Below are 26,456 nucleotides of genomic sequence, written 5' to 3' on the forward strand. Positions count from 1 at the left end.
GGGCCTTTAACCATGGGACTCGAAGAAAAGCTGCCGAGCGGATTCCTGCTGACCACCGTCGAGCAGGCCGCGGGCTGGGTGCGCAAGGCGTCCGTCTTCCCCGCCACGTTCGGCCTCGCCTGCTGTGCCATCGAGATGATGACCACCGGCGCGGGCCGCTACGACCTGGCGCGCTTCGGTATGGAGGTCTTCCGGGGTTCGCCCCGCCAGGCGGACCTGATGATCGTCGCCGGCCGGGTGAGCCAGAAGATGGCGCCGGTCCTCCGGCAGGTCTACGACCAGATGCCGAACCCCAAGTGGGTCATCTCCATGGGCGTGTGCGCCTCCTCCGGCGGCATGTTCAACAACTACGCGATCGTCCAGGGCGTCGACCACATCGTGCCCGTCGACATCTATCTCCCGGGCTGCCCGCCGCGCCCCGAGATGCTGATGGACGCGATCCTCAAGCTCCACCACAAGATCCAGAACACCAAGCTCGGCGTGAACGCCGAGGAGGCGGCCCGCGAGGCGGAGGAAGCGGCGCTCAAGGCCCTGCCCATGATCGAGATGAAGGGCCTGCTGCGGTGAGCGACGCGAACGGCACCCACGGCGCGAACGGCCCCTCGGACGGGGGGAAGGGGTCGAACGGGGTGAACCCCGAGAAGGACCTCTCCGCCTCCAACCTCCCGGGCCAGCGCGGCCAGGGCGGTGAGGAGGTCCGCGTCCAGCGCGGCATGTTCGGCGCCGACAACGGCGGCGACACCTCCGGATACGGCGGCCTGGTCCGCTCCGTCCGGCTCCCGGGAGCGGCGAGCCGGCCCTACGGCGGCTGGTACGACGAGGTCGCCGACGAACTCGAGGGCGCACTGGAGGAGCAGGGCCTGCTCCCCGCCAACGCGATCGAGAAGACCGTCGTCGACCGCGACGAGCTCACGTTCCACATCGAGCGCGAGCATCTGCTCCGGGTGGCCCGCACCCTGCGCGACGACCCGGCCCTGCGCTTCGAGCTCTGCACCGGCGTCAGCGCCGTGCACTACCCGAACGACAAGGGCCGTGAACTGCACGCCGTCTACCACCTGCGCTCGATCACCCACAACCGGTTGATCCGCCTGGAGGTCAGCGCGCCGGACGCCGACCCGCACATCCCGTCGCTGGTCTCCGTCTATCCCACGAACGACTGGCACGAACGCGAGACCTACGACTTCTTCGGGATCGTCTTCGACGGTCACCCGGCCCTGACGCGGATCATGATGCCGGACGACTGGCAGGGCCATCCGCAGCGCAAGGACTACCCCCTCGGCGGCATCCCCGTCGAGTACAAGGGCGCCCAGATCCCGGCTCCGGACCAGCGGAGGTCGTACTCGTGAGCACGCAGTCAGCATCCGCCCGTGAGACCACCGAGGGCACCGTGTACACGGTCACCGGTGGCGACTGGGACGAGGTCGTCCAGTCCGCGACCCGGGCCGACGACGAGCGCATCATCGTCAACATGGGTCCCCAGCACCCCTCCACCCACGGGGTGCTCCGCCTGATCCTGGAGATCGAGGGCGAGACGGTCACCGAGGCCCGCTGCGGCATCGGCTACCTCCACACCGGCATCGAGAAGAACCTCGAGTACCGCACGTGGACGCAGGGCACCACGTTCGTGACGCGCATGGACTACCTGACGTCCTTCTTCAACGAGACCGCCTACTGTCTCGCCGTCGAGAAGCTCCTCGGTATCGAGGACCAGATCACCGAGCGGGCCAAGATCATCCGGGTGCTCCTGATGGAGCTGAACCGGATGTCCTCCCACCTGGTGTGCATCGCCACCGGCGGCATGGAACTCGGCGCCACCACGATCATGATCTACGGATTCCGCGATCGTGAATTGATTCTCGACATCTACGAGCTCATCACGGGCCTGCGCATGAACCACGCGTTCATCCGCCCCGGCGGACTCGCCCAGGACCTGCCGCCCGGCGCGGTGGACCAGATCCGCGAGTTCGTGAAGAAGATGAAGAAGAACCTTCCCGAGTACGACAAGCTCGCCACCGGGAACCCCATCTTCAAGGCCCGTATGCAGGACGTCGGCTATCTCGACCTGGCCGGCTGCATGGCCCTCGGCGCCACCGGCCCGATCCTGCGGTCCACCGGCCTCCCGCACGACCTGCGCAAGGCGCAGCCGTACTGCGACTACGAGACATACGACTTCGATGTCCCGACCGCGGACTCCTGCGACTCCTACGGCCGCTTCCTGGTCCGCCTGGAGGAGATGCGCCAGTCGCTCCGCATCGTCGAGCAGTGCCTGGACCGGCTCCAGCCCGGCCCCGTCATGGTCGCCGACCGGAAGATCGCCTGGCCCGCGCAGCTCGCCCTGGGCCCCGACGGTCTGGGCAACTCCCTGGACCACATCAAGAAGATCATGGGCACCTCCATGGAGGCCCTGATCCACCACTTCAAGCTGGTGACCGAGGGCTTCCGCGTCCCGCCGGGACAGGCGTACGCGGCCGTCGAGTCACCCAAGGGCGAGCTCGGGGTGCACGCCGTCTCCGACGGAGGCACCCGCCCTTACCGGGTCCACTTCCGCGACCCGTCCTTCACCAACCTTCAGGCCATGGCAGCGATGTGCGAGGGCGGCCAGGTCGCCGACGTCATCGTCGCCGTCGCCTCCATCGACCCCGTAATGGGAGGCGTCGACCGGTGACCACCTCTTCTTCCGAGCGGGGCGTCAGCCTGGGTATGCCCGAACTGCCCGCGCCCGCCTACCCGGACGACGTCCGGGCCCGGCTGGAGGCGGATGCGCGCGAGATCATCGCCCGCTATCCCGACTCCCGGTCCGCGCTCCTGCCGTTGCTGCATCTCGTGCAGTCGGAGGAGGGACACGTCACGCGCACCGGGATGCAGTTCTGCGCGGACGTGCTGAAACTGACCACGGCCGAGGTCACCGCGGTCGCCACCTTCTACACCATGTACCGGCGGCGCCCCAGCGGCGACTACCAGGTGGGCGTGTGCACCAACACGCTGTGCGCGGTGATGGGCGGCGACGCGATCTTCGAGCAGCTCCAGGAGCACCTGGGCATCGGCAACGGCGAGACCACCGACGACGGCAAGATCACCCTGGAGCACATCGAGTGCAACGCGGCCTGTGACTTCGCGCCGGTCGTGATGGTCAACTGGGAGTTCTTCGACAACCAGACCGTGCAGAGCGCGAAGCGCCTGGTGGACGACCTGCGGATCGGTCACACCGTCTCGCCGACGCGCGGCGCGCCGCTGTGCACCTTCAAGGAGACCGCCCGGATCCTGGCGGGCTTCCCCGACGAGCGGGACGGGGCCGTCGAGGCGAGCGGCAGCGCGGGACCGGCGTCGCTGGTGGGTCTTCGCCTGGCAAGGGGAGAGACCGCACCCGCGCGCGTGGTCCACCCCCGGGACGGCGGGCCGCACGACGAGCCGCAGGACCGGGCGGTGCACGAGCCGTCGTCCGCGCAGCACCTGAGTTCGCACGACGCGCCGCAGGACACGTCGGCCTCCGACCCGGCCCACCCGGCAGGGCCTACCGCCGAGGAGGGGGAGTGATGACCTTGGCACCCGAGTTGAAAGGCAGCAGCCCGGAGAAGCTGCTCGCACCCGTGCTGTCGGCCTTCTGGGACGAGGACCGGTCCTGGAGTCTGGACGTCTACCGAAGGCACGAAGGGTACGAGGGTCTCCGCAAGGCGCTGGCCATGTCGCCGGACGACCTGATCGCGTACGTCAAGGACTCCGGTCTGCGAGGGCGCGGCGGCGCGGGATTCCCGACGGGGATGAAATGGCAGTTCATTCCGCAGGGTGATGGAAAGCCGCACTATCTAGTTGTCAACGCCGACGAATCGGAGCCCGGGACCTGTAAGGACATCCCGCTCCTCTTCGCGAACCCGCACAGCCTCATCGAGGGCATTGTGATCGCGTGTTATGCCATCAGGTCGTCTCATGCCTTCATCTATCTGCGTGGTGAAGTCGTCCCCGTTCTGCGGCGGTTGCACGAGGCCGTGCGCGAGGCCTACGCGGCGGGCTACCTCGGCGAGAACATCCTGGGCAGCGGACTCGACCTCGAACTCACCGTGCACGCCGGCGCCGGCGCGTACATCTGCGGTGAGGAGACCGCGCTGCTCGACTCGCTCGAAGGCCGCCGTGGTCAACCGCGGCTGCGCCCTCCTTTCCCTGCTGTCGCGGGCCTCTATGCGTGCCCGACTGTGGTGAATAACGTCGAATCGATCGCGTCAGTTCCCGCGATTCTGCAAAACGGCAAAGACTGGTTCAGGTCGATGGGAAGCGAGAAGTCCCCGGGCTTCACGCTCTACTCGCTCAGCGGCCATGTCGCGTCCCCCGGCCAGTACGAGGCCCCGCTCGGCATCACCCTGCGCCAGCTCCTCGAGATGAGCGGCGGCATGCGACCCGGGCACCGGCTCAAGTTCTGGACACCGGGCGGTTCCTCGACGCCGATGTTCACCGACGAGCACCTCGACGTCCCTCTTGACTACGAAGGAGTGGGTGCTGCGGGTTCCATGCTCGGCACCAAAGCTCTCCAGTGCTTCGACGAGACGACCTGCGTCGTGCGGGCCGTCACCCGGTGGACCGAGTTCTACGCCCACGAGTCCTGCGGCAAGTGCACCCCGTGCCGCGAAGGAACGTACTGGCTCGTGCAGTTGCTGCGGGACATCGAGGCCGGCAAGGGAGTCCTCTCCGACCTCGACAAGCTCAACGACATCGCCGACAACATCAACGGCAAGTCCTTCTGCGCTCTCGGCGACGGCGCGGCCTCGCCGATCTTCTCCTCGCTCAAGTACTTCCGTGAGGAGTACGAGCAGCACATCACGGGCCGCGGCTGCCCCTTCGATCCGGCCAAGTCGACGGTCTGGGCGGACAAGCACACGGAGGTGAACGCATGACGGTGACCACCAGCGCTCCCTCCGGAGGCGGCGAGGCGGCGGTCCCGCCGGAAGATGTCGTGACGCTGACGATCGACGGCGCCGAGATCAGCGTGCCCAAGGGCACCCTGGTCATCCGGGCCGCCGAGCAGCTCGGCATCGAGATCCCGCGCTTCTGCGACCATCCCCTCCTCGATCCGGTCGGCGCCTGCCGGCAGTGCATCGTCGAGGTCGAGGGCCAGCGCAAGCCGATGGCGTCCTGCACGATCACGTGCACGGACGGCATGGTGGTGAAGACCCAGCTCAGCTCACCGGTGGCCGAGAAGGCGCAGCAGGGTGTGATGGAGCTGCTCCTCATCAACCACCCGTTGGACTGCCCGGTCTGCGACAAGGGCGGCGAGTGTCCCCTCCAGAACCAGGCCGTGTCGCACGGCCAGGCCGAGTCCCGCTTCGAGGGCAGGAAACGGACGTACGAGAAGCCCCTGCCGATCTCCACGCAGGTGCTGCTCGACCGTGAGCGGTGCGTGCTGTGCGCGCGCTGCACCCGCTTCTCCAACCAGGTGGCGGGCGACCCGATGATCGAGCTGATCGAGCGCGGCGCGCTCCAGCAGGTGGGGACCGGCGAGGGCGACCCCTTCGAGTCGTACTTCTCCGGAAACACCATCCAGATCTGCCCGGTCGGCGCGCTGACCTCGGCGGCGTACCGATTCCGCTCCCGGCCCTTCGACCTGGTCTCCTCGCCGTCGGTCTGCGAGCACTGCTCCGGCGGCTGCGCCACGCGCACCGACCACCGGCGCGGCAAGGTCATGCGGCGCCTGGCCGCCAACGACCCCGAGGTCAACGAGGAGTGGATCTGCGACAAGGGGCGGTTCGCGTTCCGGTACCCCCAGCAGCGGGACCGGCTCGAGACGCCGCTGGTGCGCGACGCCGAGGGTGACCTCGTACCGGCCTCCTGGCCGGAGGCGTTGCAGATCGCGGCCCAGGGCCTGCTGGCCTCGCGTGGCAGGACCGGTGTCCTGACCGGCGGTCGCCTCACCATCGAGGACGCCTACGCGTACAGCAAGTTCACGCGGGTGGCGCTCGACACCAACGACATCGACTTCCGCGCGCGCGTGCACAGCAGTGAGGAGGCCGACTTCCTGGCCGCCCACGTCGCGGGCCGCGGCCGCGACCTCGACGGTACGGGCGTCACGTACACCCTCCTGGAGAAGGCGTCCGCCGTCCTGCTCGTCGGCTTCGAGTCGGAGGAGGAGGCGCCCGGCGTCTTCCTGAGGCTGCGCAAGGCCTGGCGCAAGCACGGACAGCGGGTGTTCTCGCTGGCCACGCACGTCACCCGGGGCCTGGAGAAGGCGGGCGGCACCCTGTTGTCGGCCGCCCCGGGCACCGAGACGGAGTGGCTGGACGCGCTCGCGGGCGGCGTCGGCCTGGAGGACGCGGGCGGCCGGGCCGCCGAGGCGCTGCGCGGCGACGGCGCGGTGATCGTCGTCGGCGAGCGGCTGGCCGGTGTGGCCGGCGGTCTCACCGCCGCCGTGCGGGCCGCCGCGGCGACCGGTGCCCGACTGGTGTGGATCCCCCGCAGGGCGGGCGAGCGGGGCGCGATCGAGGCGGGTGCCCTGCCGTCGCTGCTGCCGGGCGGCCGTCCGGCCACCGACCCACGCGCGCGTGAGGAGGTCGCCGCGGCCTGGGGCCTGGCCGACCTTCCGCACCGCTTCGGCCGGGACACCGGACAGATCATCGAGGCCGCCGCGTCCGGCGAACTCCAGGCGCTGCTCGTCGCGGGCGTCGAGGTCGCCGACCTGCCCGACCCGGCACGCGCGCGTGCCGCGCTGGCCGAGGCCGGCTTCGTCGTGTCGCTGGAGCTGCGGCCCGGTGAGGTCACCGAGCACGCCGATGTCGTCCTCCCGGTGGCCGCGGTCGCCGAGAAGGCGGGCGCCTTCCTCAACTGGGAGGGCAGGGTCCGCTTCTTCGAGGCGGCACTGAAGCCCGACCAGATGACACGCCGCGCGGCGCCCACCGACGCGCGCGTGCTCCAGATGCTCGCCGACGCCATGGACGTCCACCTCGGCCTGCCGGACCTGCGCACCGCCCGCGCGGAGCTCGACCGGCTCGGCGCGTGGGACGGGCCGCGGGCCTCCGCACCCCTGGAGACCGCCGCCCATCTGCCACGTCCCGCCGCGGGCGAGGCCGTGCTCGCCGGTCACCGCCTGCTGCTCGACCAGGGAGTCCTCCAGCAGGGTGACGAGGCGCTCGCCGGGACGCGGCATGCCGCACACGCGCGTGTGTCGCCCGCGACGGCCGCCGAGGTGGGGGTCAAGGACGGCGACGTCCTCGCCGTGACCGGGCCCGCGGGGGCGGTCGAACTCCCGCTGCTGATCACGCAGATGCCCGACCGGGTGGTCTGGCTCCCGCTGAACTCCACGGGCGCGGGCGTCGCCTCCGACGCCGGGGTGACGCCCGGCGCGCTTGTCCGTATCGGTCCGGCGACGCTCATCGCCGACGCCCCCGAGGAGGTGGAGGCATGAGCCCGTACTTCGCCGCTGAAGACCTCTCGATGTTCGGCCGCGACCCCTGGTGGCTGGTCGTCCTCAAGGCGGTCTTCTGCTTCGCGTTCCTGCTGCTGTCCGTGCTGTTCGCCATCGTCTGGGAGCGCAAGGTCGTCGCCTGGATGCAGCTGCGCGTCGGCCCGAACCGGCACGGCCCCTGGGGCATGCTCCAGTCGCTCGCCGACGGCATCAAGCTGATGCTGAAGGAAGACCTCATCGTCAAGCGCGCGGACAAGGTGGTGTACATCCTCGCGCCGATCATCGCGGCCATCCCGGCCTTCATGGCGATCGCGGTGATCCCCTTCGGTCCGGCCGGCAACGAGGTCTCGATCTTCGGTCAGCGCACCACGATGCAGCTGACCGACCTGCCGATCGCGATGCTGTACATCCTGGCGTGCGCCTCGATCGGCATCTACGGCATCGTCCTGGCGGGCTGGAGTTCCGGTTCCACCTATCCGCTGCTGGGCGGACTGCGGTCCTGCGCGCAGATGATCTCCTACGAGATCGCGATGGGCGCCTCGTTCGCCTCGGTGTTCCTCTACTCGGGGTCGATGTCGACGTCGACGATCGTCGAACAGCAGCAGGACCGCTGGTACATCCTCCTGCTGCCGGTCTCCTTCATCCTGTACGTCATCACGATGGTCGGCGAGACCAACCGCGCCCCCTTCGACATGCCGGAGTCCGAGGGCGACCTGGTCGGCGGCTTCAACACCGAGTACTCGTCGATCAAGTTCGCGATCTTCATGCTCGCCGAGTACGCGAACATGATCACGGTCTCCGCGGTGTCGACCACGCTCTTCCTCGGCGGCTGGCGGGCCCCCTGGCCGATCAGCACCTTCTGGGAGGGCGCGAACCACGGCTGGTGGCCGATGCTCTGGTTCATCGCCAAGGTGCAGCTGCTGCTGTTCCTCTTCATCTGGCTGCGCGGCACGCTGCCCCGCGTCCGCTACGACCAGTTGATGAAGCTCGGCTGGAAGGTCCTGATCCCGGTCTCGGTGGCGTGGCTGATGCTCGTCGCGACCGTACGGACCCTGCGCAACGAGAACTACGACTTCGCCGAGATCGCTCTCTACGTCTGCGGCGGCGTGCTGGCCCTGTTGCTGCTGTCCTTCATCGCGGACATGTTCCGCAACGGGCGCAAGGAAGCGCAGGCCCCCGCCGAGCCCGCCGGCTTCGACCCGATGGCGGGCGGATTCCCCGTACCGCCACTGCCGGGTCAGGAGCTGCCGCCGGTGCCCAGGCGCCGCCCGCACCACGAGCGAGAGCTCGTTGTCAGTGGCGGAGTGGACACTGTGAGTGACGGATCGCAGGATGGAAAGGAGGCGTCCGATGGCTGAGGAGCCCAAGGAGACCAAGCCCGGTTTCCAGAACCCCGTGGCCGGCTTCGCCGTGACCTTCAAGGCCATGTTCAAGAAGCGGCTGACCGAGCAGTACCCGGAGCAGCAGAAGACCACAGCTCCCCGGTTCCACGGACGGCACCAGCTCAACCGCCATCCGGACGGCCTGGAGAAGTGCGTCGGCTGCGAGCTGTGCGCCTGGGCCTGCCCCGCCGACGCCATCTATGTCGAGGGCGCGGACAACACCGACGAGGAGCGCTACTCCCCGGGCGAGCGGTACGGGCGGGTCTACCAGATCAACTACGCCCGCTGCATCCTGTGCGGCCTGTGCATCGAGGCGTGCCCCACGCGCGCGTTGACGATGACCAACGAGTTCGAGCTCGCCGACTCCAGCCGCGCCAATCTGATCTACACCAAGGAACAACTGCTCGCCGGCCTCGAGGAGGGCATGGTCGACTCGCCGCACGCGATCTACCCGGGTACGGACGAGCAGGACTACTACCGGGGTCTGGTGACGGAGGCGGCGCCCGGCACGGAACAGCAGCCGGCCGTCTCCAAGGGCGAGGCCCCGCAGGAGGGTGCCGCCTCGTCCGGCCCGGCCGAGCCCGCCTCGGGGGAGGTGATCGGCCGATGAGCGCACAACTCGCCGCCTACTCCACCTCGACCGGCGAGGCCGTCCAGTTCTGGGTGCTCGGCACCGTCGCGGTGATCGGCGCCCTGTGCACCGTCTTCATGAAGAGGGCCGTGCACAGCGCGCTCTGCCTGGCCGGCACCATGATCGTCCTCGCGGTGTTCTACCTCGCCAACGGCGCCTACTTCCTGGGCATCGTGCAGATCGTCGTCTACACTGGCGCGATCATGATGCTGTTCCTGTTCGTGGTGATGCTCGTCGGCGTCACCGCGGCGGACTCCCTGAAGGAGACGATCAAGGGTCAGCGCTGGCTGGCCCTCGTCAGTGGCCTCGGCTTCGGCATCCTGCTGATCGCCGGCATCGGCAACGCCTCCCTGACGGAGTTCAGCGGCCTCGCCGAGGCGAACGCGAACGGCAACGTGGAGGGCCTCGCCGCCCTCATCTTCACCAAGTACGTCTTCGCCTTCGAAATCACCGGCGCCCTGCTCATCACGGCCACCGTCGGCGCCATGGTGCTCACCCACCGCGAGCGCACCGAGCGCGCCAAGACCCAGCGCGAGCTGGCCGAACTGCGGGTCCGCGAGGGCAAGCACGTGCCGCCGCTGCCCGCGCCGGGCGTGTACGCGCGGCACAACGCCGTGGACATCCAGGGGCTGCTGCCCGACGGCACGCCGTCGGAACTCACGGTCAGCAAGACGCTGCGCGAGCGCGGTCAGATCCGGGACGTGTCCACCGAGGCGATGAACGACCTCAAGGCCCTGGAGCAGCGCGCCGAGGAGCGCCTGGAGCGGGCCGCGATCGAGCCGCCCCACCTGAAGCGGACGGAGGAGGCGTCGAAGTGAACCCCGTCAACTACCTCTATCTCGCTGCCCTGTTGTTCACGATCGGTGCGACGGGTGTGCTGATCAGGCGCAACGCGATCGTCGTCTTCATGTGCATCGAGCTCATGCTCAACGCCTGCAACCTCGCGTTCGTCACCTTCTCCCGGATGCACGGCAATCTCGACGGCCAGATCATCGCCTTCTTCACGATGGTCGTCGCCGCCGCGGAGGTCGTGGTCGGACTCGCGATCATCGTGTCGCTGTTCCGTTCCCGCCACTCGGCCTCGGTCGACGACGCCAGCCTGATGAAGCTGTAAGGGGTCGGAAGAATCGTGGAGAACCTGATTGCGCTGCTGATCGCGGCGCCCCTGCTCGGAGCTGCCGTCCTCCTGGTCGGCGGCCGGCGGCTCGACGCCGTCGGCCACTGGATCGGCACGCTCCTGTCGTCCGTCTCCTTCGTGTTCGGTGTCATCCTCTTCAGCGACCTGCTGAGCAGGGACGCCGAGGACCGGACGCTGACACAGCACCTGTTCAGCTGGATCCCGGTCGGGGGCTTCCAGGCGGACGTCGCCTTCCGCCTCGACCAGCTGTCCATGACCTTCGTGCTGCTGATCACGGGCGTCGGCTCGCTGATCCACCTGTACTCGGTCGGGTACATGGAGCACGACGAGCGGCGCCGCCGCTTCTTCGGCTATCTGAACCTGTTCCTGGCGGCGATGCTGCTGCTCGTCCTCGCCGACAACTACCTGCTGCTGTACGTCGGCTGGGAAGGCGTCGGGCTCGCGTCCTACCTGCTCATCGGCTTCTGGCAGCACAAGCCCAGCGCCGCCACCGCCGCGAAGAAGGCCTTCCTGGTCAACCGCGTCGGCGACATCGGCCTGTCGATCGCCATCATGCTGATGTTCACCACCTTCGGGACCTTCGCCTTCGGCCCGCTGCTCGGGGCGGAAGGCGAACCGGGCATCGCGGGTGACGCGAGCGAGGGCCGGCTGACCGCCATCGCCCTGATGCTGCTGCTCGCCGCCTGCGGCAAGTCCGCCCAGGTGCCGCTCCAGTCCTGGCTCGGGGACGCGATGGAGGGCCCGACCCCGGTCTCGGCCCTCATCCACGCGGCGACGATGGTGACGGCGGGTGTGTACCTGATCGTCCGCTCGGCGGCGATCTTCAACGGCGCACCCGACGCGCAGCTCGTCGTCACCGTCGTCGGTGCCGTCACGCTGCTGTTCGGTGCGATCGTCGGTTGCGCGAAGGACGACATCAAGAAGGCGCTGGCCGGCTCGACCATGTCGCAGATCGGCTACATGGTGCTGGCCGCGGGCCTCGGCCCCATCGGCTACGTCTTCGCGATCATGCACCTGGTGACGCACGGCTTCTTCAAGGCCGGGCTGTTCCTCGGCGCCGGTTCGGTCATGCACGGCATGAACGACGAGGTCGACATGCGCAAGTACGGCGGCCTCAGGAAGTACATGCCGATCACCTTCGTCACCTTCGGCCTCGGCTACCTCGCCATCATCGGCTTCCCGGGCCTGTCCGGCTTCTTCTCCAAGGACAAGATCATCGAGGCGGCGTTCGCCAAGGGCGGCACCGAGGGCTGGATCCTCGGCGGCTGCGCCCTGCTCGGCGCGGCCATCACCGCCTACTACATGACGCGCGTGATGCTGATGACGTTCTTCGGTGAGAAGCGCTGGCAGCCCGACGCCGAGGGGCACGAGCCGCACCCGCACGAGTCGCCCAGGTCCATGACCATCCCGATGATCGTGCTGGCCTTCGGGTCGGTCTTCGCCGGCGGGTTCTTCAGCATCGGCGACCGCTTCCTGCACTGGCTGGAGCCGGTCACCGGCCACTCGCACGGCGACTCCCCGGTCAGCGCCCTGACCGTCACCCTCGCCACGATGGTGGTCCTGGTGGTCGGTGTGGCGATCGCGTACGCCCAGTACGGCCGCCGTCCGGTCCCGATCGTCGCCCCACGCGGGTCGCTGCTCACCCGGGCCGCCCGGCGCGACCTCTTCCAGGACGACTTCAACCACGTCGTCCTGGTCCGCGGCGGCGAGCACCTCACGCGCTCCCTGGTCTACGTCGACCACACCCTGGTCGACGGAGTCGTCAACGGCACGGCGGCCTCGGTCGGCGGCCTCTCCGGGCGCCTGCGCCGGGTCCAGAACGGCTTCGCGCGCTCGTACGCGGTCTCGATGTTCGGCGGTGCGGCGGTCCTCATCGCCGCGACCCTGCTGATGAGGGCGGTCTGATACCGATGTCCTTTCCTCTGCTGACAGCGACGGCGGCGCTCCCGGCGATCGGGGCGGTCCTCACGGCCGCCGTACCGGCCGCCCGGCGCAACGCCGCCAAATCGCTGGCCCTGGTGTTCTCCCTCGCGACACTCGCCCTGGCGATCGTCGTCCTGGTCCGCTTCGACCCGGACGGCGGCCGCTACCAGCTCACCGAATCGCACTCCTGGATCGCGGACTTCGGGGTCAGGTACGAGCTCGGTGTGGACGGCATCGGGGTGGCGCTCGTCGTGCTGACCGCGCTGCTGATCCCGTTCATCATTCTCGCGGGCTGGCACGACGCCGACCCGCTGGAGACGGGCGACGCCTCCCTCAGCAGCTACGCCGCGGGGCGCTGGCGGCCGACGCAGGGCTTCTTCGCCCTGATCCTGGCCGTCGAGGCGATGGTGATCATCTCCTTCGAGGCCACCGACGTCTTCGTCTTCTACATCTTCTTCGAAGCCATGCTGATCCCGATGTACTTCCTCATCGGCGGCTTCGGGGACCGGGCCCACGAACACGGCGAGGAGGCGGCGTCCACCCAACGGTCGTACGCGGCCGTGAAGTTCCTCCTCTACAACCTGGTCGGCGGTCTGATCATGCTGGCCGCGGTGATCGGCCTCTATGTGGTCGCCGGGAACTTCTCGCTCACGGAGATCGCCGAGGCCCGCGCCAACGGCACGCTCGACATGGCGACGAACACCGAACGCTGGCTGTTCCTGGGCTTCTTCTTCGCCTTCGCCGTGAAGGCGCCCCTGTGGCCGCTGCACACCTGGCTGCCCAACGCCATGGGTGAGTCGACCACCCCGGTCGCCGTGCTCATCACGGCGGTCGTCGACAAGGTGGGCACCTTCGCGATGCTCCGGTTCTGCCTCCAGCTGTTCCCGGAGGCGAGCAAGTGGGCGACGCCCGCCATCCTCGTCCTCGCGGTGATCAGCATCATCTACGGGGCGCTGCTCGCCGTGGGTCAGCGGGACATCAAACGGCTGGTGGCGTACGCGTCGATCTCGCACTTCGGGTTCATCATCCTGGGCATCTTCGCGATGACCAGCCAGGGCCAGTCCGGCGCGACGCTCTACATGGTCAACCACGGCATCTCGACGGCCGCCCTGATGCTGGTGGCGGGCTTCCTGATCTCCCGGCGCGGCTCGCGGCTCATCGCCGACTACGGCGGGGTGCAGAAGGTCGCCCCGGTGCTCGCCGGCACCTTCCTGATCGGCGGTCTGGCGACGCTGTCGCTGCCGGGACTCGCGCCGTTCGTGAGCGAGTTCCTGGTCCTCGTCGGCACCTTCGAGCGGTATCCGGCGATCGGCATCGTCGCCACCTTCGGCATCGTCCTCGCCGCGCTCTACACCCTCGTCCTCTACCAGCGGACGATGACGGGTCCGGTGAAGCCGGAGGTCTCGGCGATGCCCGACCTGCGCGCGCGTGAGCTCCTGGTCGTCGCCCCGCTGATCGTGCTGCTGATCTTCCTGGGCGTCTATCCGAAGCCGGTCACGGACATCGTGGATCCGGCGGTCAAGCAGACCCTGTCCGACGTACACAAGAAGGACCCCCAGCCCGAGGTGGAGGCGGCCAAGTGAGCGCATCAGCCGTCCACAGCCTGTGGACAACGGCGGCAACCGCGGCCGAACCGATCTCGAAGATCGACTCGCCGAAGATCGAGTACGGGCAATTGTCGCCCACCTTGATCGTCGTCGGCGCGGCGATCATCGGAGTGCTGGTCGAGGCGTTCGTGCCGCGCAAGCACCGCTACTACGCACAACTGTTCGTATCCGTCGTGGCGCTGACCGCCGCCTTCGCCGCGGTGGTCGCCCTGGCGCAGGGCGGGTACGGCACCACGAAGGCGCGCATCGCGGCCATGGGCGCGATCGCGGTCGACGGACCGGCCCTCTTCCTCCAGGGCACGATCCTGCTGGCCGCCCTGGTCGGCCTGTTCACCTTCGCCGAACGGCGCCTCGACCCCGAGGTGCACGGCAACCGGGTCGACTCCTTCGCCGCCCAGGCGGCGTCCGTGCCCGGCAGCGACAGCGAGCAGGCCGCGGTCAAGGCCGGATTCACGACCACCGAGGTCTTCCCGCTGCTGCTGTTCGCGGTCGCCGGCATGCTGGTCTTCCCTTCGGCCAACGACCTGCTGACCCTGTTCATCGCCCTGGAAGTCTTCTCGCTGCCGCTGTACCTGCTGTGCGCGCTGGCCCGCCGCAAGCGGCTCATGTCGCAGGAGGCCGCGGTCAAGTACTTCCTCCTCGGCGCGTTCGCCTCGGCGTTCACCCTCTTCGGCATCGCCCTGCTGTACGGGTACGCGGGCTCGGTGTCGTACGGCACGATCGCGCAGGTCGTCGACGGCACCGTCCAGAACGTGAACCCGGCGCTCGCCGACACCATGGGCAACGACGCGCTGCTCCTCGTCGGCGCCGCGATGATCGTCATGGGGCTGCTGTTCAAGGTGGGCGCGGTGCCGTTCCACATGTGGACGCCCGACGTCTACCAGGGCGCGCCGACCCCGGTCACCGGCTTCATGGCAGCGGCGACCAAGGTGGCCGCCTTCGGCGCGCTGCTGCGCCTGCTCTATGTCGTCCTGCCCGGCCTGCGCTGGGACTGGCGGCCGGTCATGTGGGGCGTCGCGATCGTCACCATGCTGGGCGGCGCGATCGTCGCGATCACGCAGACCGACATCAAGCGCCTGCTGGCGTACTCGTCCATCGCGCACGCCGGATTCATCCTCGCCGGTGTCATCGCGACCACCCCGGACGGCGTCTCCTCGGTGCTCTTCTACCTGGCCGCGTACTCGTTCGTGACGATCGGGGCGTTCGCGGTGGTCACCCTCGTTCGGGACGCCGGCGGCGAGGCGACCCACCTGTCCAAGTGGGCCGGGCTCGGGCGCAGGTCCCCCCTGGTGGCGGCCGTGTTCGCGGTGTTCCTGCTGGCCTTCGCCGGTATCCCGCTGACCTCCGGGTTCGCCGGTAAGTTCGCCGTGTTCAAGGCGGCGGCGGAGGGCGGCGCGGCCCCGCTGGTCGTGGTCGGTGTGATCTCGTCGGCGATCGCGGCGTTCTTCTACATCCGTGTGATCGTGCTGATGTTCTTCAGCGAGCCGCGGCCCGAGGGGCCGACCGTCGCCGTCCCGTCGCCACTGACGATGACGGCGATCGCGGTGGGCGTGGCGGTCACGCTGGTGCTCGGTGTGGCGCCGCAGTACTTCCTCGACCTGGCGAACCAGGCGGGAGTGTTCGTGCGCTGAGCCGCGCATCCGGCTGCGCCGGTCCGCGGGTGCCTGTGACGACGGGCCCGGCTCCCCAGGCGGGGGCCGGGCCCGTCTGCGTCGTACAGGTGAGCGGGCGGGGCGATTTCCACCGGCCTGTCACCCGGAGTCACCGGACCGAACCTGTGGATAACTCCGGCGCTGTCAGTCCGGACCCCTATCGTGGAGGCAGTGGTCGAGAGACGACGTACGGGGGACCAGTCGATGGGCGGGACGGGCGGGATCAGCGAGATGACAGGTATCACCGGGACACCGGAGCGGACCGACAGCGAGGCACTGGCCACGCTGCACCGGGTCTTCGGATACGACGCCTTCCGCGGCGAGCAGGAAGCGGTCATCGAGCACGTGGTGGCCGGCGGGGACGCGGTCGTCCTCATGCCCACCGGCGGCGGAAAGTCGCTGTGCTACCAGATCCCCGCCCTGGTCAGACCCGGCACGGGCATCGTGGTCTCGCCGCTGATCGCCTTGATGCAGGACCAGGTGGACGCGCTGCGGGCGCTCGGCGTCAACGCCGGGTTCATGAACTCCACGCAGGACTTCGACGAGCGGCGCGTGGTCGAGGCCGAGTTCCTCGCGGGCGAGCTGGACCTGCTGTACCTGGCCCCGGAGCGCCTGCGCCTGGACTCCACCCTGGACCTCCTCTCGCGCGGCAAGATCGCGGTCTTCGCGATCGACGAGGCGCACTGCGTCTCCCAGTGGGGCCACGACTTCCGGCCCGACTACCTGTCCCTCTCGCTGCTCGGCGAGCGCTGGCCGGACGTCCCGCGGATCGCGCTCACCGCGACGGCCACGGACGCGACGCACCAGGAGATCACCCAGCGGCTGCACATGCCGTCGGCCCGGCACTTCGTGGCGAGCTTCGACCGGCCCAACATCCAGTACCGGATCGTGCCGAAGTCCGACCCCAAGAAGCAGCTGCTGAGCTTCCTGCGCGAGGAGCACGCGGGTGACGCGGGCATCGTGTACTGCCTCTCGCGCAACTCCGTCGAGAAGACAGCCGAGTTCCTCTCGCGCAACGGCGTGGAGGCCGTGCCGTACCACGCGGGCCTGGACGCGGGCACGCGCGCGGCGCACCAGTCCCGCTTCCTGCGGGAGGACGGCCTGGTCGTGTGCGCGACCATCGCCTTCGGCATGGGCATCGACAAGCCGGACGTACGGTTCGTCGCCCACCTCGACCTGCCCAAGTCGATCGAGGGCTACTACCAGGAGACGGGGCGTGGCGGCCGCGACGGCCTGCCCTCCACCGCGTGGATGGCCTACGGCCTCAACGACGTCATACAGCAGCGCAAGCTGATCCAGTCCGGTGAGGGCGACGAGGCCTTCCGGCGGCGCGCCGCCGCACACCTGGACTCGATGCTGGCGCTGTGCGAGACCTCCCGGTGCCGTCGCGGACAACTCCTCGCCTACTTCGGGCAGGAACCGGGCGCGACGGGCTGCGGCAACTGCGACACCTGCCTCACCCCTCCGGAGACCTGGGACGGCACGGTCGCGGCCCAGAAGGTGCTGTCGACGGTGGTGCGGCTCCAACGGGAGCGCGGGCAGAAGTTCGGCGCCGTGCAGATCGTCGACATCCTGACGGGCAAGCGCACGGCCAAGGTGATCCAGTTCGACCACGACCAGTTGTCGGTGTTCGGCATCGGGGCGGATCTCTCCGAGGGCGAATGGCGCGGCGTCGTACGGCAGTTGCTGGCGCAAGGGCTGCTCGCGGTCGAGGGCGAGTACGGCACGCTGGTGCTCACGGAGGCCAGCGGGTCGGTCCTGCGCCGCGAGCGGGACGTGCCGCTGCGCAAGGAGCCGAAGAAGCCGGCGGCTGCGAAGGGGTCGGGCTCGTCCTCCTCCGGCAGGGGCAAGGCCAAGGCCGCCGCGGCCGAGCTGCCCGAGGAACTGGTGCCGGCCTTCGAGGCCCTGCGTGCCTGGCGGGCCGAGCAGGCCCGTGAGCAGGGCGTCCCGGCGTACGTCATCTTCCACGACGCCACGCTCCGGGAGATCGCCACGGCCTGGCCGACCTCGGTGAAGCAGCTCGGCGGCATCAGCGGCGTCGGCGAGAAGAAGCTGGTCACGTACGGGGAGGGCGTGATCGCGGTGCTGGCCGCACTGGGCGGGACACCGGACACCGCCGCTCCGGGGACCGAGGACAGCTCCGGCCCGGCGCCGACCCCGGGTGCCGGGGCCGCCACCCGGCCCGGCACCGGCGCGGATCAGGGGGACCCGGACTACTGGCCCGAGATGGACGCGGAGCCGGAACCCGAGGACTGGATGTAGGCGGACCGTCTCCGGCCGGTGCCGGACCGGTGCCCCACGGAGCGCGGCGTCTCACAGAGCGCGCGTCGCGTACGCCCTGACGTCCGCGTCGGAGTCCGTCGTCGCCGTGGCGAGGGCCGCGCGGGCGGCTTCCGAGGCGCGGTGCCGGGTCAGGGCCAGGACGGCGGCCTTGCGGACGTCGGCATTCGGGTCGGCCAGGGCCTTGGCCAGGACGGGCAGGGCCGTGTCGGGGTGGGCCACGGACAGCGCGGTGGCGGCACCGGCGCGGACCTGCCAGGCGGGGTCGGCCAGGGCGCGCACGGCCCGGGCGGCGAGCGGCGCCGGGCAGCCGGTGGTGCCCAGCGCCCCGTAGGCGGCGGCACGCACCAGGGCATCGGGGTCGTCGACGAGCCCGACCAGGGCCGCGTGGACGGCGTCGAGTCCCGGGACGAGGCCCGCATCGGAGCCGGAGCCGGTGCTGAAGCCGGAGCCGTTGCTGGAGCCGGAGCCGGAGCCGGAGCCGGAGCCGTTGCTGGAGCCGGAGCCGGAGCCGGAGCCGTTGCTGGAGCCGGAGCCGGAGCCGGTGCTGAAGCCGGTGCCGGTGCCGGGTTTGTCAGCGTCGCCGGGGGGCGTGTTCGGGGCGGTGTCGGTCGGTGAGGTGCCGCTCAGGCGTCCGGCCGCCACCGTGGCGAGGGACTTGGCGATCGTGACGCGCACCTCGCGGGACGGGTCGGCGGCCGCCGCGCGGGCCAGTTCCTCGGCGGCGTCGACCGAGACCAGGGCGCGGACCGCCTCGATCCGGACGGCGATGTCGGAGTCTGTGAGCAAGCCCGCGAACAGGGCGGCGTCACCGAGGCGCAGGGCACGCAGTACGTCCAGGGCCGCCGCGCGGACGACGGGGTCGGGCTCGGACAGGGCAGCGGCGAGGCCCTCGCGCAGGGCGGGTTCCGCCGGCAGGGTCTCGACGAGTTCGCGCAGCGAGGCCGCCGCCGCGGCGCGCACCTCCGCGGCGGGGTCGCGCAGCGCCTCGGCAAGGGCGGGGCCGGTGCCCGACGGCACGGTCTCGGTGAGGACGGCCACGGCCTCGCGCCGGACGGCGGCCACCGTGTCGCTCAAGTAGGGCAGCAGGGAAGCGAGTTCGGGCTCGTCCTCGGCGAGAGCGACGAGTTCGAGAAGACGGACGGACGACCGGGGAGAGGAGCGATCGAGGGCGGGTTCGGGCGTCACGGGCGCCGAGGGGCCCGTGGGCTGCGGGGCGGCTGCCTCGGCGCCGGTGGCGAGGGGTGCCACGTCACGTGAACCGGCCGTGGCCACGTCCTCGGGATGGACTTCGCCGAGCGGCCGGGACGGACCGCCGACGGGGGTGAACCCGTCGACCGGAACCAGATACGGAGCCACGGGCCGGGCCGTGAACTCCATCGCACCGGAGGGGGACTTGTGCAGATCGAGGTGATGGAACCAGGACGCGTCGTCGCGGCGAGGGTGGTCGAGGCGGTCGTGGTACAGGCCCCAGCGGGACTCGGTACGGGCCAGGGAGGCCCGCGCGGCCATCTCCGCGCAGTCACGGATGAAGGAGACCTCCGCACACCGCATCAACTCGTGCGGGTTGCGGGCACCCATCTCGGCGATGTCGTCGCGCATCCGCTCGAAGGACTCCAGGGCCAGCGACAGCCGCGCGCCCGACTTCGGCGGGGCCACGTAGTCGTTCACGAAACGGCGCAGCTTGTACTCGACCTGGGGCTGCGGCGGGCCCTCCGGGTTGCGCAACGGGCGGTAGATCAGCTCGTGCGCCGCGCGCAGCTGGTCGGCGGGAAGCTCACCGTCGTACGCCGTGTACCGGGCCGCGTCGGCGCCGGCCAGGTCGCCGAAGACGAACGCGCCGATCATGTAGTTGTGCGGGACGCAGGCCAGGTCACCGGCGGCGTACAGGCGCGGGACGGTCGTGCGGGCGTGCTCGTCCACTCGCACGCCCGAGGCCGAATGACCGCCGCACAGGCCGATCTCCGAGATGTGCATCTCGATGTCGTGCGTGCGGTAGTCGTGACCGCGCCCGGAGTGGAAGGTGCCCCGGGTCGGACGCTCGGTGGAGTGCAGGATCGACTCCAGGGCCGAGATCGACTCCTCGGGGAGGTGGCTCAGCTTCAGGTACACCGGGCCCCGGTCGCTGGCGACCTCCGCCGCGAACTCAGCCATCATCTGGCCCGACCAGTAGTCGGAGTCGACGAAGCGTTCGCCGTGCCGGTTGACCTGGTAGCCGCCGAAGGGATTGGCGACATAGGCGCAGGCGGGGCCGTTGTAGTCCTTGATCAGCGGGTTGATCTGGAAGCACTCGATGCCGGTCAGCTCGGCGCCCGCGTGGTAGGCCATGGCGTAGCCGTCACCGGCGTTGGTGGGGTTCTCGTACGTGCCGTACAGGTAGCCGGAGGCGGGCAGGCCGAGGCGGCCGCAGGCGCCGGTCGCCAGGACCACCCCGCCCGCGCGGACGGTGACGAACTGCCCCGTGCGGGTGTTGAAGCCGACCGCCCCGATGGCGCGTCCGTCCTCGGGCGAGGTCAGCACACGCACCGGCATCACCCGGTTCTCGATGCGGATCCGCTCCCGCATCTCGCGCCGCCGCAACTGCCGGTACAGCACCTTCTTGACGTCCTTGCCCTCCGGCATGGGCAGCACATAGGAGCCGGAACGGTGGACCTGGCGGACCGCGTAGTCGCCGTGCTCGTCCTTCTCGAACTTCACGCCGTACGACTCCAGGCGCTGCACCATGGCGAAGCCGCGGGTGGCGGTCTGGCGGACGGTGGACTGGTCGACGATGCCGTCGTTGGCGCGGGTGATCTCGGCGACGTAGTCGTCCGGCTCGGCGCGGCCGGGGACGACCGCGTTGTTGACGCCGTCCATGCCCATCGCGAGGGCCCCGGAGTGGCGTACGTGGGCCTTCTCCAGGAGCAGGACGTCCGCGCCGTGCTCGGCGGCGGTCAGCGCGGCCATGGTGCCGGCGGTCCCGCCCCCGATGACGAGGACGTCGCAGGTCAGCTCCTCGGCGTCGCCGAGCGCGGGGATCTGGAGGAGGGTGTCCACCGGGGTGCCTTTCAGATGCTCAGTGAGGTCAGGACATCGCGGCGCAGCGCCACGCGCGCGGGGTCGTCATGGGCGGCGCGATCGCGGGGACGCGGTACGTCCCGTACGGCGACGAGGCGGCCCGCGCCGAGGAGGACCACGCGGTCGCCGAGGAACAGGGCCTCGTCCACGTCGTGGGTGACGAAGACGACGGTCGCGCCCGTGCCGTGCAGCACTTCCACCAGCAGGTCCTGCATGCCGGCGCGGGTCTGGGCGTCGAGGGCGCCGAAGGGTTCGTCCATGAGGACGGCGCGCGGGCCGGCGGCGAGCGCCCGCGCCAGTTGCGCCCGCTGGCGCTGGCCGCCGGAGACCCGGTGCGGCAACTGCCGTGCGCGGTCGGCGAGTCCGACCCGCTCGAGCCAGGCCGCGGCCTGCTTCCTGCGCTCCGCGCGCGGCGCGCCCTGGATGGCGAGGGGCAGTTCGACGTTGGCCAGCAGGCTGCGCCAGGGGAGCAGGGCGTCCTCCTGGAAGACCAGCGCGCGGTCCGCCGCCGGTCCGCCGATCGGCCGGCCGTCCTGCTCCACGGCTCCGGACAGCGCGGGCAGCAGCCCGGCCAGCGTGCGCAGCAGCGTCGACTTGCCGCAGCCCGAGGGACCGACGACGGTGAGGATCTCGCCCGGCGGGACGTCCAGGTCGACCTCGGCCAGAGCGGCGGCGTCGGGGCGGCCGAGGGTGGCCGCGCGCAGGGTGAGCCGGGTGCCGCGAACCGCCGTACCGGGTACGCCCGTCGCGGTGGCCGGGGCGGCGACCGCGTCCGCGGTGTCCGCGCGGGTGGTCTCGCGGGTCTCAGACGAGGTGCTCATCGCGTGCCTCCTCGGGTTCGGGTCCGGTGGGGACGGCGGGGGAGACCGCCGGTGCCGGAGCGGCCGGAAGGGGACTCCTCGGCCGGGCCCGGCCGGTGGGGACGTACGAGGTGCGCGGCAGCCAGCGGGTGAGGCGGCGACCGAGGAGTTCCACGGTCGTGGACGTGGCCCAGCCGAGCACGCCGATCGTGACCATGCCGACGAACACCCCCGGGTAGTCGACGACCGTGAAGTCCTGCCAGGTGCGGTAGCCGACACCGTACTGACCGGAGATCATCTCGGCGGAGATCACACAGATCCACGACACCCCGATGCCGACCGAGAGGCCGCCGAAGATGCCGGGCAGCGCCCCGGGCAGGACGACCGAACCGAGGATCCGCCACCGGCCGCCGCCCATGGTGCGGACCGCCTCCTCCCAACCGGGGGGCAGCGCGCGGACGGCGTGCCGGGTGGAGACCAGGACCGGGAAGAAGGCGGCGGTGAAGGTGATGAAGACGATGCCCTGTTCGTTGGAGGGGAAGAGCAGGATCGCGACGGGCACCAGGGCGATCGCGGGGATCGGGCGGACGACTTCGAGGATCGGTCCGAGCAGGTCCTCGGCGAGGCGCGAGCGCGCCACGAGCACGCCCGTGGCCACACCGAGGACGGCGGCCAGGAGGAAGCCGGTGACGATGCGGGTCAGGCTGTCGGTGAGGTCGGTCCAGTAGTCGTCGCCGGCCAGGCGCTCGGCGAAGGCGCGGGCCACGTCGGCGACCGTGGGGAACTGCGAGAAACGCAACCACAGATCGACGTCCATGCTGGTCAGCAACTGCCACAGGCCGAGTGCGCCCGCGACCGACGCCACCCGCAACGCGTACCGGGTCACGACGCCCGCCCCAGCGCGTCGGCGTACGTGACGACTCGGGCGCCGCCGTGGGTGCCGATGTAGGCCTGGGCGGTGGCCGGGGCGACGAACGGCAGGAGCGTCGCGCCGTCGGCCACCCATACGGACTTGTCGGCGAACCACAGAGTGCCGGTGGTGGCGTCGGGGACGTAGGCGGCGCGGATGCCGTCCTTGTGCTGCGCGACGTAGGCCAGCAGCTCGGCGGGTGTCGTGAAGGATCGGGTCTCGGTGGCGTCCTCGGGCCAGACCTCGCTCGCGGCGGGCGGGGGCGTGGCGGCGAGCTGCTTCGCGTAGGACGGGCCGAGCGCCTTCTTCACGTACCGGTCGTCGACGAAGGCGTCCACGTCGATGTCTCCGGTCAGCTTGGCCGCCTTCAGGATCGAGACGTCCTCCTTGAGCGCGGCGACCAGCCGGGGCTTGACGGCCGGGTCGAAGGTGGAGATGCCGTGGGCGCCGTTGTAGAGGTAGACGACCTCGGCGGGCAGGCCGGTGGCCTTCGCGACCTTCTCGGCGGCGGCCACCGGGTGCGTGTCGAGGTAGTCGGTGGCCTGCGCCTGCGCCTTCAGGAACGCCTCCAGTACGGCCGGGCGCTTCTTGGCGAAGTCCTCGCGGGCGGTGACCCCGTGGAAGGTGGGCAGGTCCAACTGGGCGCCGTCGTAAAGGGCTTTCGCCTTGCCCTGGTAGGCGAGCAGGCCGGGCCAGGCGACGAACTGCGAGAGCGCGTCGGCGCTGCCCGCGGAGAGGGCCGACGCCCCCACGGCCGGCTGCTGGTTGAGCTTCTCGATGCCCTTGGCCGGGTCGATGCCGGCGCGCTTCAAGGCCCGTACGAGGGTGCCGTCGGCGGCGGAACCGATGCTGGTGGAGACCTTCTTGCCCTTGAGGTCCTCGATGGAGGCGAGCGTGGAGTCGGGCGCCGTGACGATGGTGTTGAGGCCGCCGCGGAGGTTGTAGCCGGTGACCGAGACCAGGTGGGTGGGCTTGCCGAGCTGCTTGCCGCGGGCCGCGTTGATGAGCAGCGGGAAGTCGCCCATCGAGCCGATGTCGATCTTCCCGGCGGTCATCTGCGCCGTGATGGGCGCGCCGGTGGCGTAGTCCTGCCAGTCCACCTTGTAGGTGGTGCCGTCGCCGAGGGCGTTCAGCTCCTTCTCGAAGTAGCCGAGCGAGCGCAGGAGGGTGCCCGCCGTGACCGTGTTGATGGTCTTGGACTGGTAGCCGACGGTGACGGTGACCGTGGAACCGCTACCGGCCTCGGCGCTGCCGCATCCGGTGAGAGGGAGCAGCAGGAGGGCGGCGGACGCGGCTGTCGCTGCTGTCGCTTTGGGTTGCATGGGGGTTCGGGCCTTTCACCGGAGCAGATAGGGCATGTTGACCGTGACGGCACCGGTGGGACAGCGGGCCGCGCACGGGCCGCAGTACCAGCACTCGTCGACGTGCATGTAGGCCTTGCCGTTGCTCTCGTCGATGGCGAGGGAGTCCAGCGGGCACATGTCCACGCAGAGCGTGCAGCCGTCGATGCACTTCGACTCGTCGATGGTCACGGGCACGTCGGCCCGCTGGGGCGCCAAGGTCATGGCTGTCTCCAGAAAAGTCCCGAGAAATTCTGAGAAATCCGGCTCGACGGTGAACCGATGAGGTCGTGCCGAACGATGAAGAGGTGAGGGCGGCGAAGAGAACGCAGAAGCGGAGAACGAAGAAGGGAGCGGAGGGGCGGTGGTGAAGGCGATGTCGGTGCGAGAGGTCAGAGCGAGCGGTGCAGCAGGCCGCTCATCGAGATGCGGTCCCCGCGGAAGCGGATGAACTCCAGGTCCACCGGGCGGCCATCGGCGAGGTGGGTGAGGCGTTCGAGCATCAGGACGGCCGCGCCACGTGGTGCCTCCAGTACGGCGGCGGAGTGGGCGTCCGCGTTCACCGCCTCCAGCGTGATCTCGGCGTGGCCGAGCCGCTGGCCGGTGACCGCCTCCAGGAGCCGGAAGACGTCGGTGTTCTCCAGATCGGCGCCGAGCAGGGCGGTTCCGATGTCGAGCGGGATGTAGGTGAGGTCGAGAGAGAGGGGGAGACCACCGAGCCTGCGCAGGCGTTCGATGTAGAGCACGTCGGTGCCGGGCGCGACGTGAAGGCGGTCGGCCACCGGGGCCGGCGCGGCGACGGGGCCCATCGTGCGGACCTCGTTGGTGACATGGCCGTGCTCGTGCAAGGTCTCCGCGAGGCCCATCAGACAGTCCAGACCGTGCGGGTACTTCTGCGCCACGACGACCGTGCCGACGCCGGGCAGCCGCTCCACCAGGCCCTCCGCCCGGAGGAGGTCGAGAGCTTGGCGGACGGTGTTGCGGGAGGCGCGGTAGTCACAGGCGAGGGTCGACTCGTGAGGGAGCGTGCCGTCCGGGAAGCCGTCGCTGAGCAGCTGGCGGCGCAGGAGGTCCGCGAGCTGCCGGGCCTGGTCCGCGCGCAGCCGACGGCGCGCACGGTGGGCGGCGACGGTGGTCGCGCCCTGGCCGGCGTGGTCTCGGATGCGGTCGGTGGCTGGCATGTTTCGAACCATAGCGAGCCGGTAGGGAAAGCGGTGTTGCCGGAGTGTTGCGCCACCTGCGGAGGCGTCAGACACGTCGCTGACCTGGGGAAACCGGACCGGCGCACACAAGATCTGCCAGGTCGGGACAGCGCCGTCGGGACAGCGCCGTCGGGACAGCGCCGTCGGGACGGCGTCGTCAGGCCGGTGTCGTCAGGGAGGCGTCGTCAGGCCAGTGCCGTCAGTCCCGGGGCGAAGGTGATCAGCAGGGGCAGCAGCGGCACGAGCGTGGCCACCGTCGTCGTCAGCGCCCGCTGTCTGCGGAGCAGGCGCGGGGGCGGCTCCAGCAGGCGGTCGACCCGCTCGCCCAGGAGACGGTGGCTGGAGGCGCAGGACAGCACGCCCCGGTGCTGGTTCAGCTCGATCAGGGCCAGCGCCGTCGTCAGGTGACCGCAGCGGCGGGACGCCGTGTCGTCGGCGGCGAGTTCGACCAGGCGGTGGGTCTGGTCGCAGAAGTGGGAGAAGAGCGGAATGCGGGGGAAGCCGGTGGCAAGGGCGGTCGACAGGTGGAGCAGCCAGTCGTGGTGGGCGCGGGCATGGCCGCGCTCATGGGTGAGGACGGCGTCCAGCTGGTGGGAGGTGAGGCGGTGCAGGGCGCCGGTCGTCACGATCAACTGGGGCGGGTGGCCGGGCATCCACCAGGCGTCCGGATACTCGTCCTCCAGCACCAGCAGCGGGCCCCGGGCGGACGGCAGGCCGGCGGGCAGGTCGGGGGCGCGCTCCCGCAGGTGGTCCCTGGCCCGGCCGCGGCGGCGGCGCGCCTCGACGAGCTCGCGGGCCAGCATCGCGGTGGTCCAGGCGGCCCCGCAGGCCAGCAGCAGGGTCAGGGCCACCGCCCACAGGGGGGCGGCGGAGAGGTCGTACGCCTCGGAGACCCCCGGGGGTGCGGGGGCGAAGACCCGGGCGCGGACGGTGTGGAACACGGCGGCGGCGCCCAGGGTCAGGGCGGTCAGGCAGCACAGCAGGACCGTGGCGACCAGGCACTGCCACACCCACAGTCCGACCACGGGCTCCCGCTCGGGCCAGGCGGACCGGGTGAGCGCGCGCGGTGCCGGCCCGGCGGCGGCCAGGGCGACGACGCTCAGCAGGAGCAGGCAGAGGGTCATGCCATGGGCTCCGGATCCTGGTCGGG

The 26,456-nt window shown here is 70.4% G+C and carries 21 protein-coding genes; 14 read left to right on the plus strand and 7 right to left on the minus strand.

Going from position 1 to position 26,456, the window contains the following annotated elements; genetic code table 11:
* Positions 1–12 precede the first annotated feature (12 nt).
* From AOQ37_RS00720 to recQ, 14 genes are all read left to right on the plus strand, one after another.
* The gene (locus tag AOQ37_RS00720; RefSeq protein ID WP_062640096.1) at positions 13–567 is read left to right on the plus strand and encodes a NuoB/complex I 20 kDa subunit family protein; all 555 of its coding nucleotides are present in this window, start codon (positions 13–15) and stop codon (positions 565–567) included.
* The gene (locus tag AOQ37_RS00725; RefSeq protein WP_062640098.1) at positions 564–1,346 is read left to right on the plus strand and encodes an NADH-quinone oxidoreductase subunit C; all 783 of its coding nucleotides are present in this window, start codon (positions 564–566) and stop codon (positions 1,344–1,346) included. Before AOQ37_RS00720 ends, AOQ37_RS00725 begins: the two co-directional genes overlap by 4 nt.
* Positions 1,343–2,665, plus strand: coding sequence for an NADH-quinone oxidoreductase subunit D (locus AOQ37_RS00730; protein ID WP_062640100.1), 1,323 nt, complete (start codon positions 1,343–1,345; stop codon positions 2,663–2,665). The genes AOQ37_RS00725 and AOQ37_RS00730 overlap by 4 nt, the downstream gene beginning before the upstream one ends.
* The gene (gene nuoE, locus AOQ37_RS00735) at positions 2,662–3,534 is read left to right on the plus strand and encodes an NADH-quinone oxidoreductase subunit NuoE (RefSeq protein ID WP_062640103.1); all 873 of its coding nucleotides are present in this window, start codon (positions 2,662–2,664) and stop codon (positions 3,532–3,534) included. Before AOQ37_RS00730 ends, nuoE begins: the two co-directional genes overlap by 4 nt.
* Entirely contained in the window at positions 3,531–4,883 is a 1,353-nt protein-coding gene (gene nuoF / locus AOQ37_RS00740; RefSeq protein ID WP_199824906.1) for an NADH-quinone oxidoreductase subunit NuoF, read from the plus strand. The genes nuoE and nuoF overlap by 4 nt, the downstream gene beginning before the upstream one ends.
* Complete coding sequence (locus AOQ37_RS00745) at positions 4,880–7,384, plus strand: NADH-quinone oxidoreductase subunit G (protein ID WP_062640106.1); 2,505 nt, start codon at positions 4,880–4,882, stop codon at positions 7,382–7,384. Before nuoF ends, AOQ37_RS00745 begins: the two co-directional genes overlap by 4 nt.
* Positions 7,381–8,742: an NADH-quinone oxidoreductase subunit NuoH gene (nuoH, locus tag AOQ37_RS00750; RefSeq protein WP_062640108.1), complete on the plus strand. Its 1,362-nt coding sequence runs from the start codon at positions 7,381–7,383 to the stop codon at positions 8,740–8,742. The genes AOQ37_RS00745 and nuoH overlap by 4 nt, the downstream gene beginning before the upstream one ends.
* Positions 8,735–9,376 carry an NADH-quinone oxidoreductase subunit NuoI gene (gene nuoI, locus AOQ37_RS00755; RefSeq protein WP_062640110.1) on the plus strand — a complete coding sequence of 214 codons (642 nt, stop codon included), beginning with the start codon at positions 8,735–8,737 and terminating at the stop codon, positions 9,374–9,376. Before nuoH ends, nuoI begins: the two co-directional genes overlap by 8 nt.
* On the plus strand, positions 9,373–10,215 hold the full coding sequence (locus AOQ37_RS00760; RefSeq protein ID WP_062640112.1) for an NADH-quinone oxidoreductase subunit J: 843 nt from the start codon (positions 9,373–9,375) through the stop codon (positions 10,213–10,215). Before nuoI ends, AOQ37_RS00760 begins: the two co-directional genes overlap by 4 nt.
* Positions 10,212–10,511: an NADH-quinone oxidoreductase subunit NuoK gene (nuoK, locus tag AOQ37_RS00765; RefSeq protein ID WP_020130147.1), complete on the plus strand. Its 300-nt coding sequence runs from the start codon at positions 10,212–10,214 to the stop codon at positions 10,509–10,511. Before AOQ37_RS00760 ends, nuoK begins: the two co-directional genes overlap by 4 nt.
* A gap of 15 nt (positions 10,512–10,526) precedes the next feature.
* The gene (gene nuoL / locus AOQ37_RS00770) at positions 10,527–12,440 is read left to right on the plus strand and encodes an NADH-quinone oxidoreductase subunit L (RefSeq protein WP_062640114.1); all 1,914 of its coding nucleotides are present in this window, start codon (positions 10,527–10,529) and stop codon (positions 12,438–12,440) included.
* Positions 12,441–12,445: 5 nt separating this feature from the next.
* Entirely contained in the window at positions 12,446–14,041 is a 1,596-nt protein-coding gene (locus AOQ37_RS00775) for an NADH-quinone oxidoreductase subunit M (RefSeq protein ID WP_062640116.1), read from the plus strand.
* Complete coding sequence (gene nuoN / locus AOQ37_RS00780; RefSeq protein ID WP_062640118.1) at positions 14,038–15,696, plus strand: NADH-quinone oxidoreductase subunit NuoN; 1,659 nt, start codon at positions 14,038–14,040, stop codon at positions 15,694–15,696. Before AOQ37_RS00775 ends, nuoN begins: the two co-directional genes overlap by 4 nt.
* Positions 15,697–15,921: 225 nt before the next feature.
* Positions 15,922–17,979, plus strand: a complete 2,058-nt coding sequence (gene recQ / locus AOQ37_RS00785) for a DNA helicase RecQ (RefSeq protein ID WP_062640120.1) — start codon at positions 15,922–15,924, stop codon at positions 17,977–17,979.
* Positions 17,980–18,030: 51 nt separating this feature from the next.
* Here the strand turns inward: recQ and AOQ37_RS00790 are convergent, their stop codons facing one another.
* From AOQ37_RS00790 to AOQ37_RS00820, 7 genes are all read right to left on the minus strand, one after another.
* Positions 18,031–21,033 (minus strand): fumarate reductase/succinate dehydrogenase flavoprotein subunit, encoded by a 3,003-nt coding sequence (locus tag AOQ37_RS00790; RefSeq protein WP_199824908.1) that lies wholly within the window; start codon positions 21,031–21,033, stop codon positions 18,031–18,033.
* Between the two features lie 11 nt (positions 21,034–21,044).
* Positions 21,045–21,875 (minus strand): ABC transporter ATP-binding protein, encoded by an 831-nt coding sequence (locus tag AOQ37_RS00795; RefSeq protein WP_107085066.1) that lies wholly within the window; start codon positions 21,873–21,875, stop codon positions 21,045–21,047.
* The gene (locus tag AOQ37_RS00800) at positions 21,859–22,740 is read right to left on the minus strand and encodes an ABC transporter permease (protein ID WP_062640124.1); all 882 of its coding nucleotides are present in this window, start codon (positions 22,738–22,740) and stop codon (positions 21,859–21,861) included. The genes AOQ37_RS00795 and AOQ37_RS00800 overlap by 17 nt, the downstream gene beginning before the upstream one ends.
* Entirely contained in the window at positions 22,737–24,086 is a 1,350-nt protein-coding gene (locus AOQ37_RS00805) for an ABC transporter substrate-binding protein (protein WP_062640126.1), read from the minus strand. The genes AOQ37_RS00800 and AOQ37_RS00805 overlap by 4 nt, the downstream gene beginning before the upstream one ends.
* A 15-nt stretch (positions 24,087–24,101) precedes the next feature.
* Positions 24,102–24,329 carry a 4Fe-4S dicluster domain-containing protein gene (locus tag AOQ37_RS00810; RefSeq protein ID WP_020130156.1) on the minus strand — a complete coding sequence of 76 codons (228 nt, stop codon included), beginning with the start codon at positions 24,327–24,329 and terminating at the stop codon, positions 24,102–24,104.
* A gap of 167 nt (positions 24,330–24,496) precedes the next feature.
* Complete coding sequence (locus AOQ37_RS00815; RefSeq protein ID WP_062640129.1) at positions 24,497–25,285, minus strand: GntR family transcriptional regulator; 789 nt, start codon at positions 25,283–25,285, stop codon at positions 24,497–24,499.
* Between the two features lie 206 nt (positions 25,286–25,491).
* The gene (locus AOQ37_RS00820; RefSeq protein WP_062640131.1) at positions 25,492–26,430 is read right to left on the minus strand and encodes a M56 family metallopeptidase; all 939 of its coding nucleotides are present in this window, start codon (positions 26,428–26,430) and stop codon (positions 25,492–25,494) included.
* Between the last annotated feature and the right edge of the window lie 26 nt (positions 26,431–26,456).

This window comes from Streptomyces maremycinicus, assembly GCF_001184025.1.
Lineage (GTDB): Bacteria > Actinomycetota > Actinomycetes > Streptomycetales > Streptomycetaceae > Streptomyces > Streptomyces maremycinicus.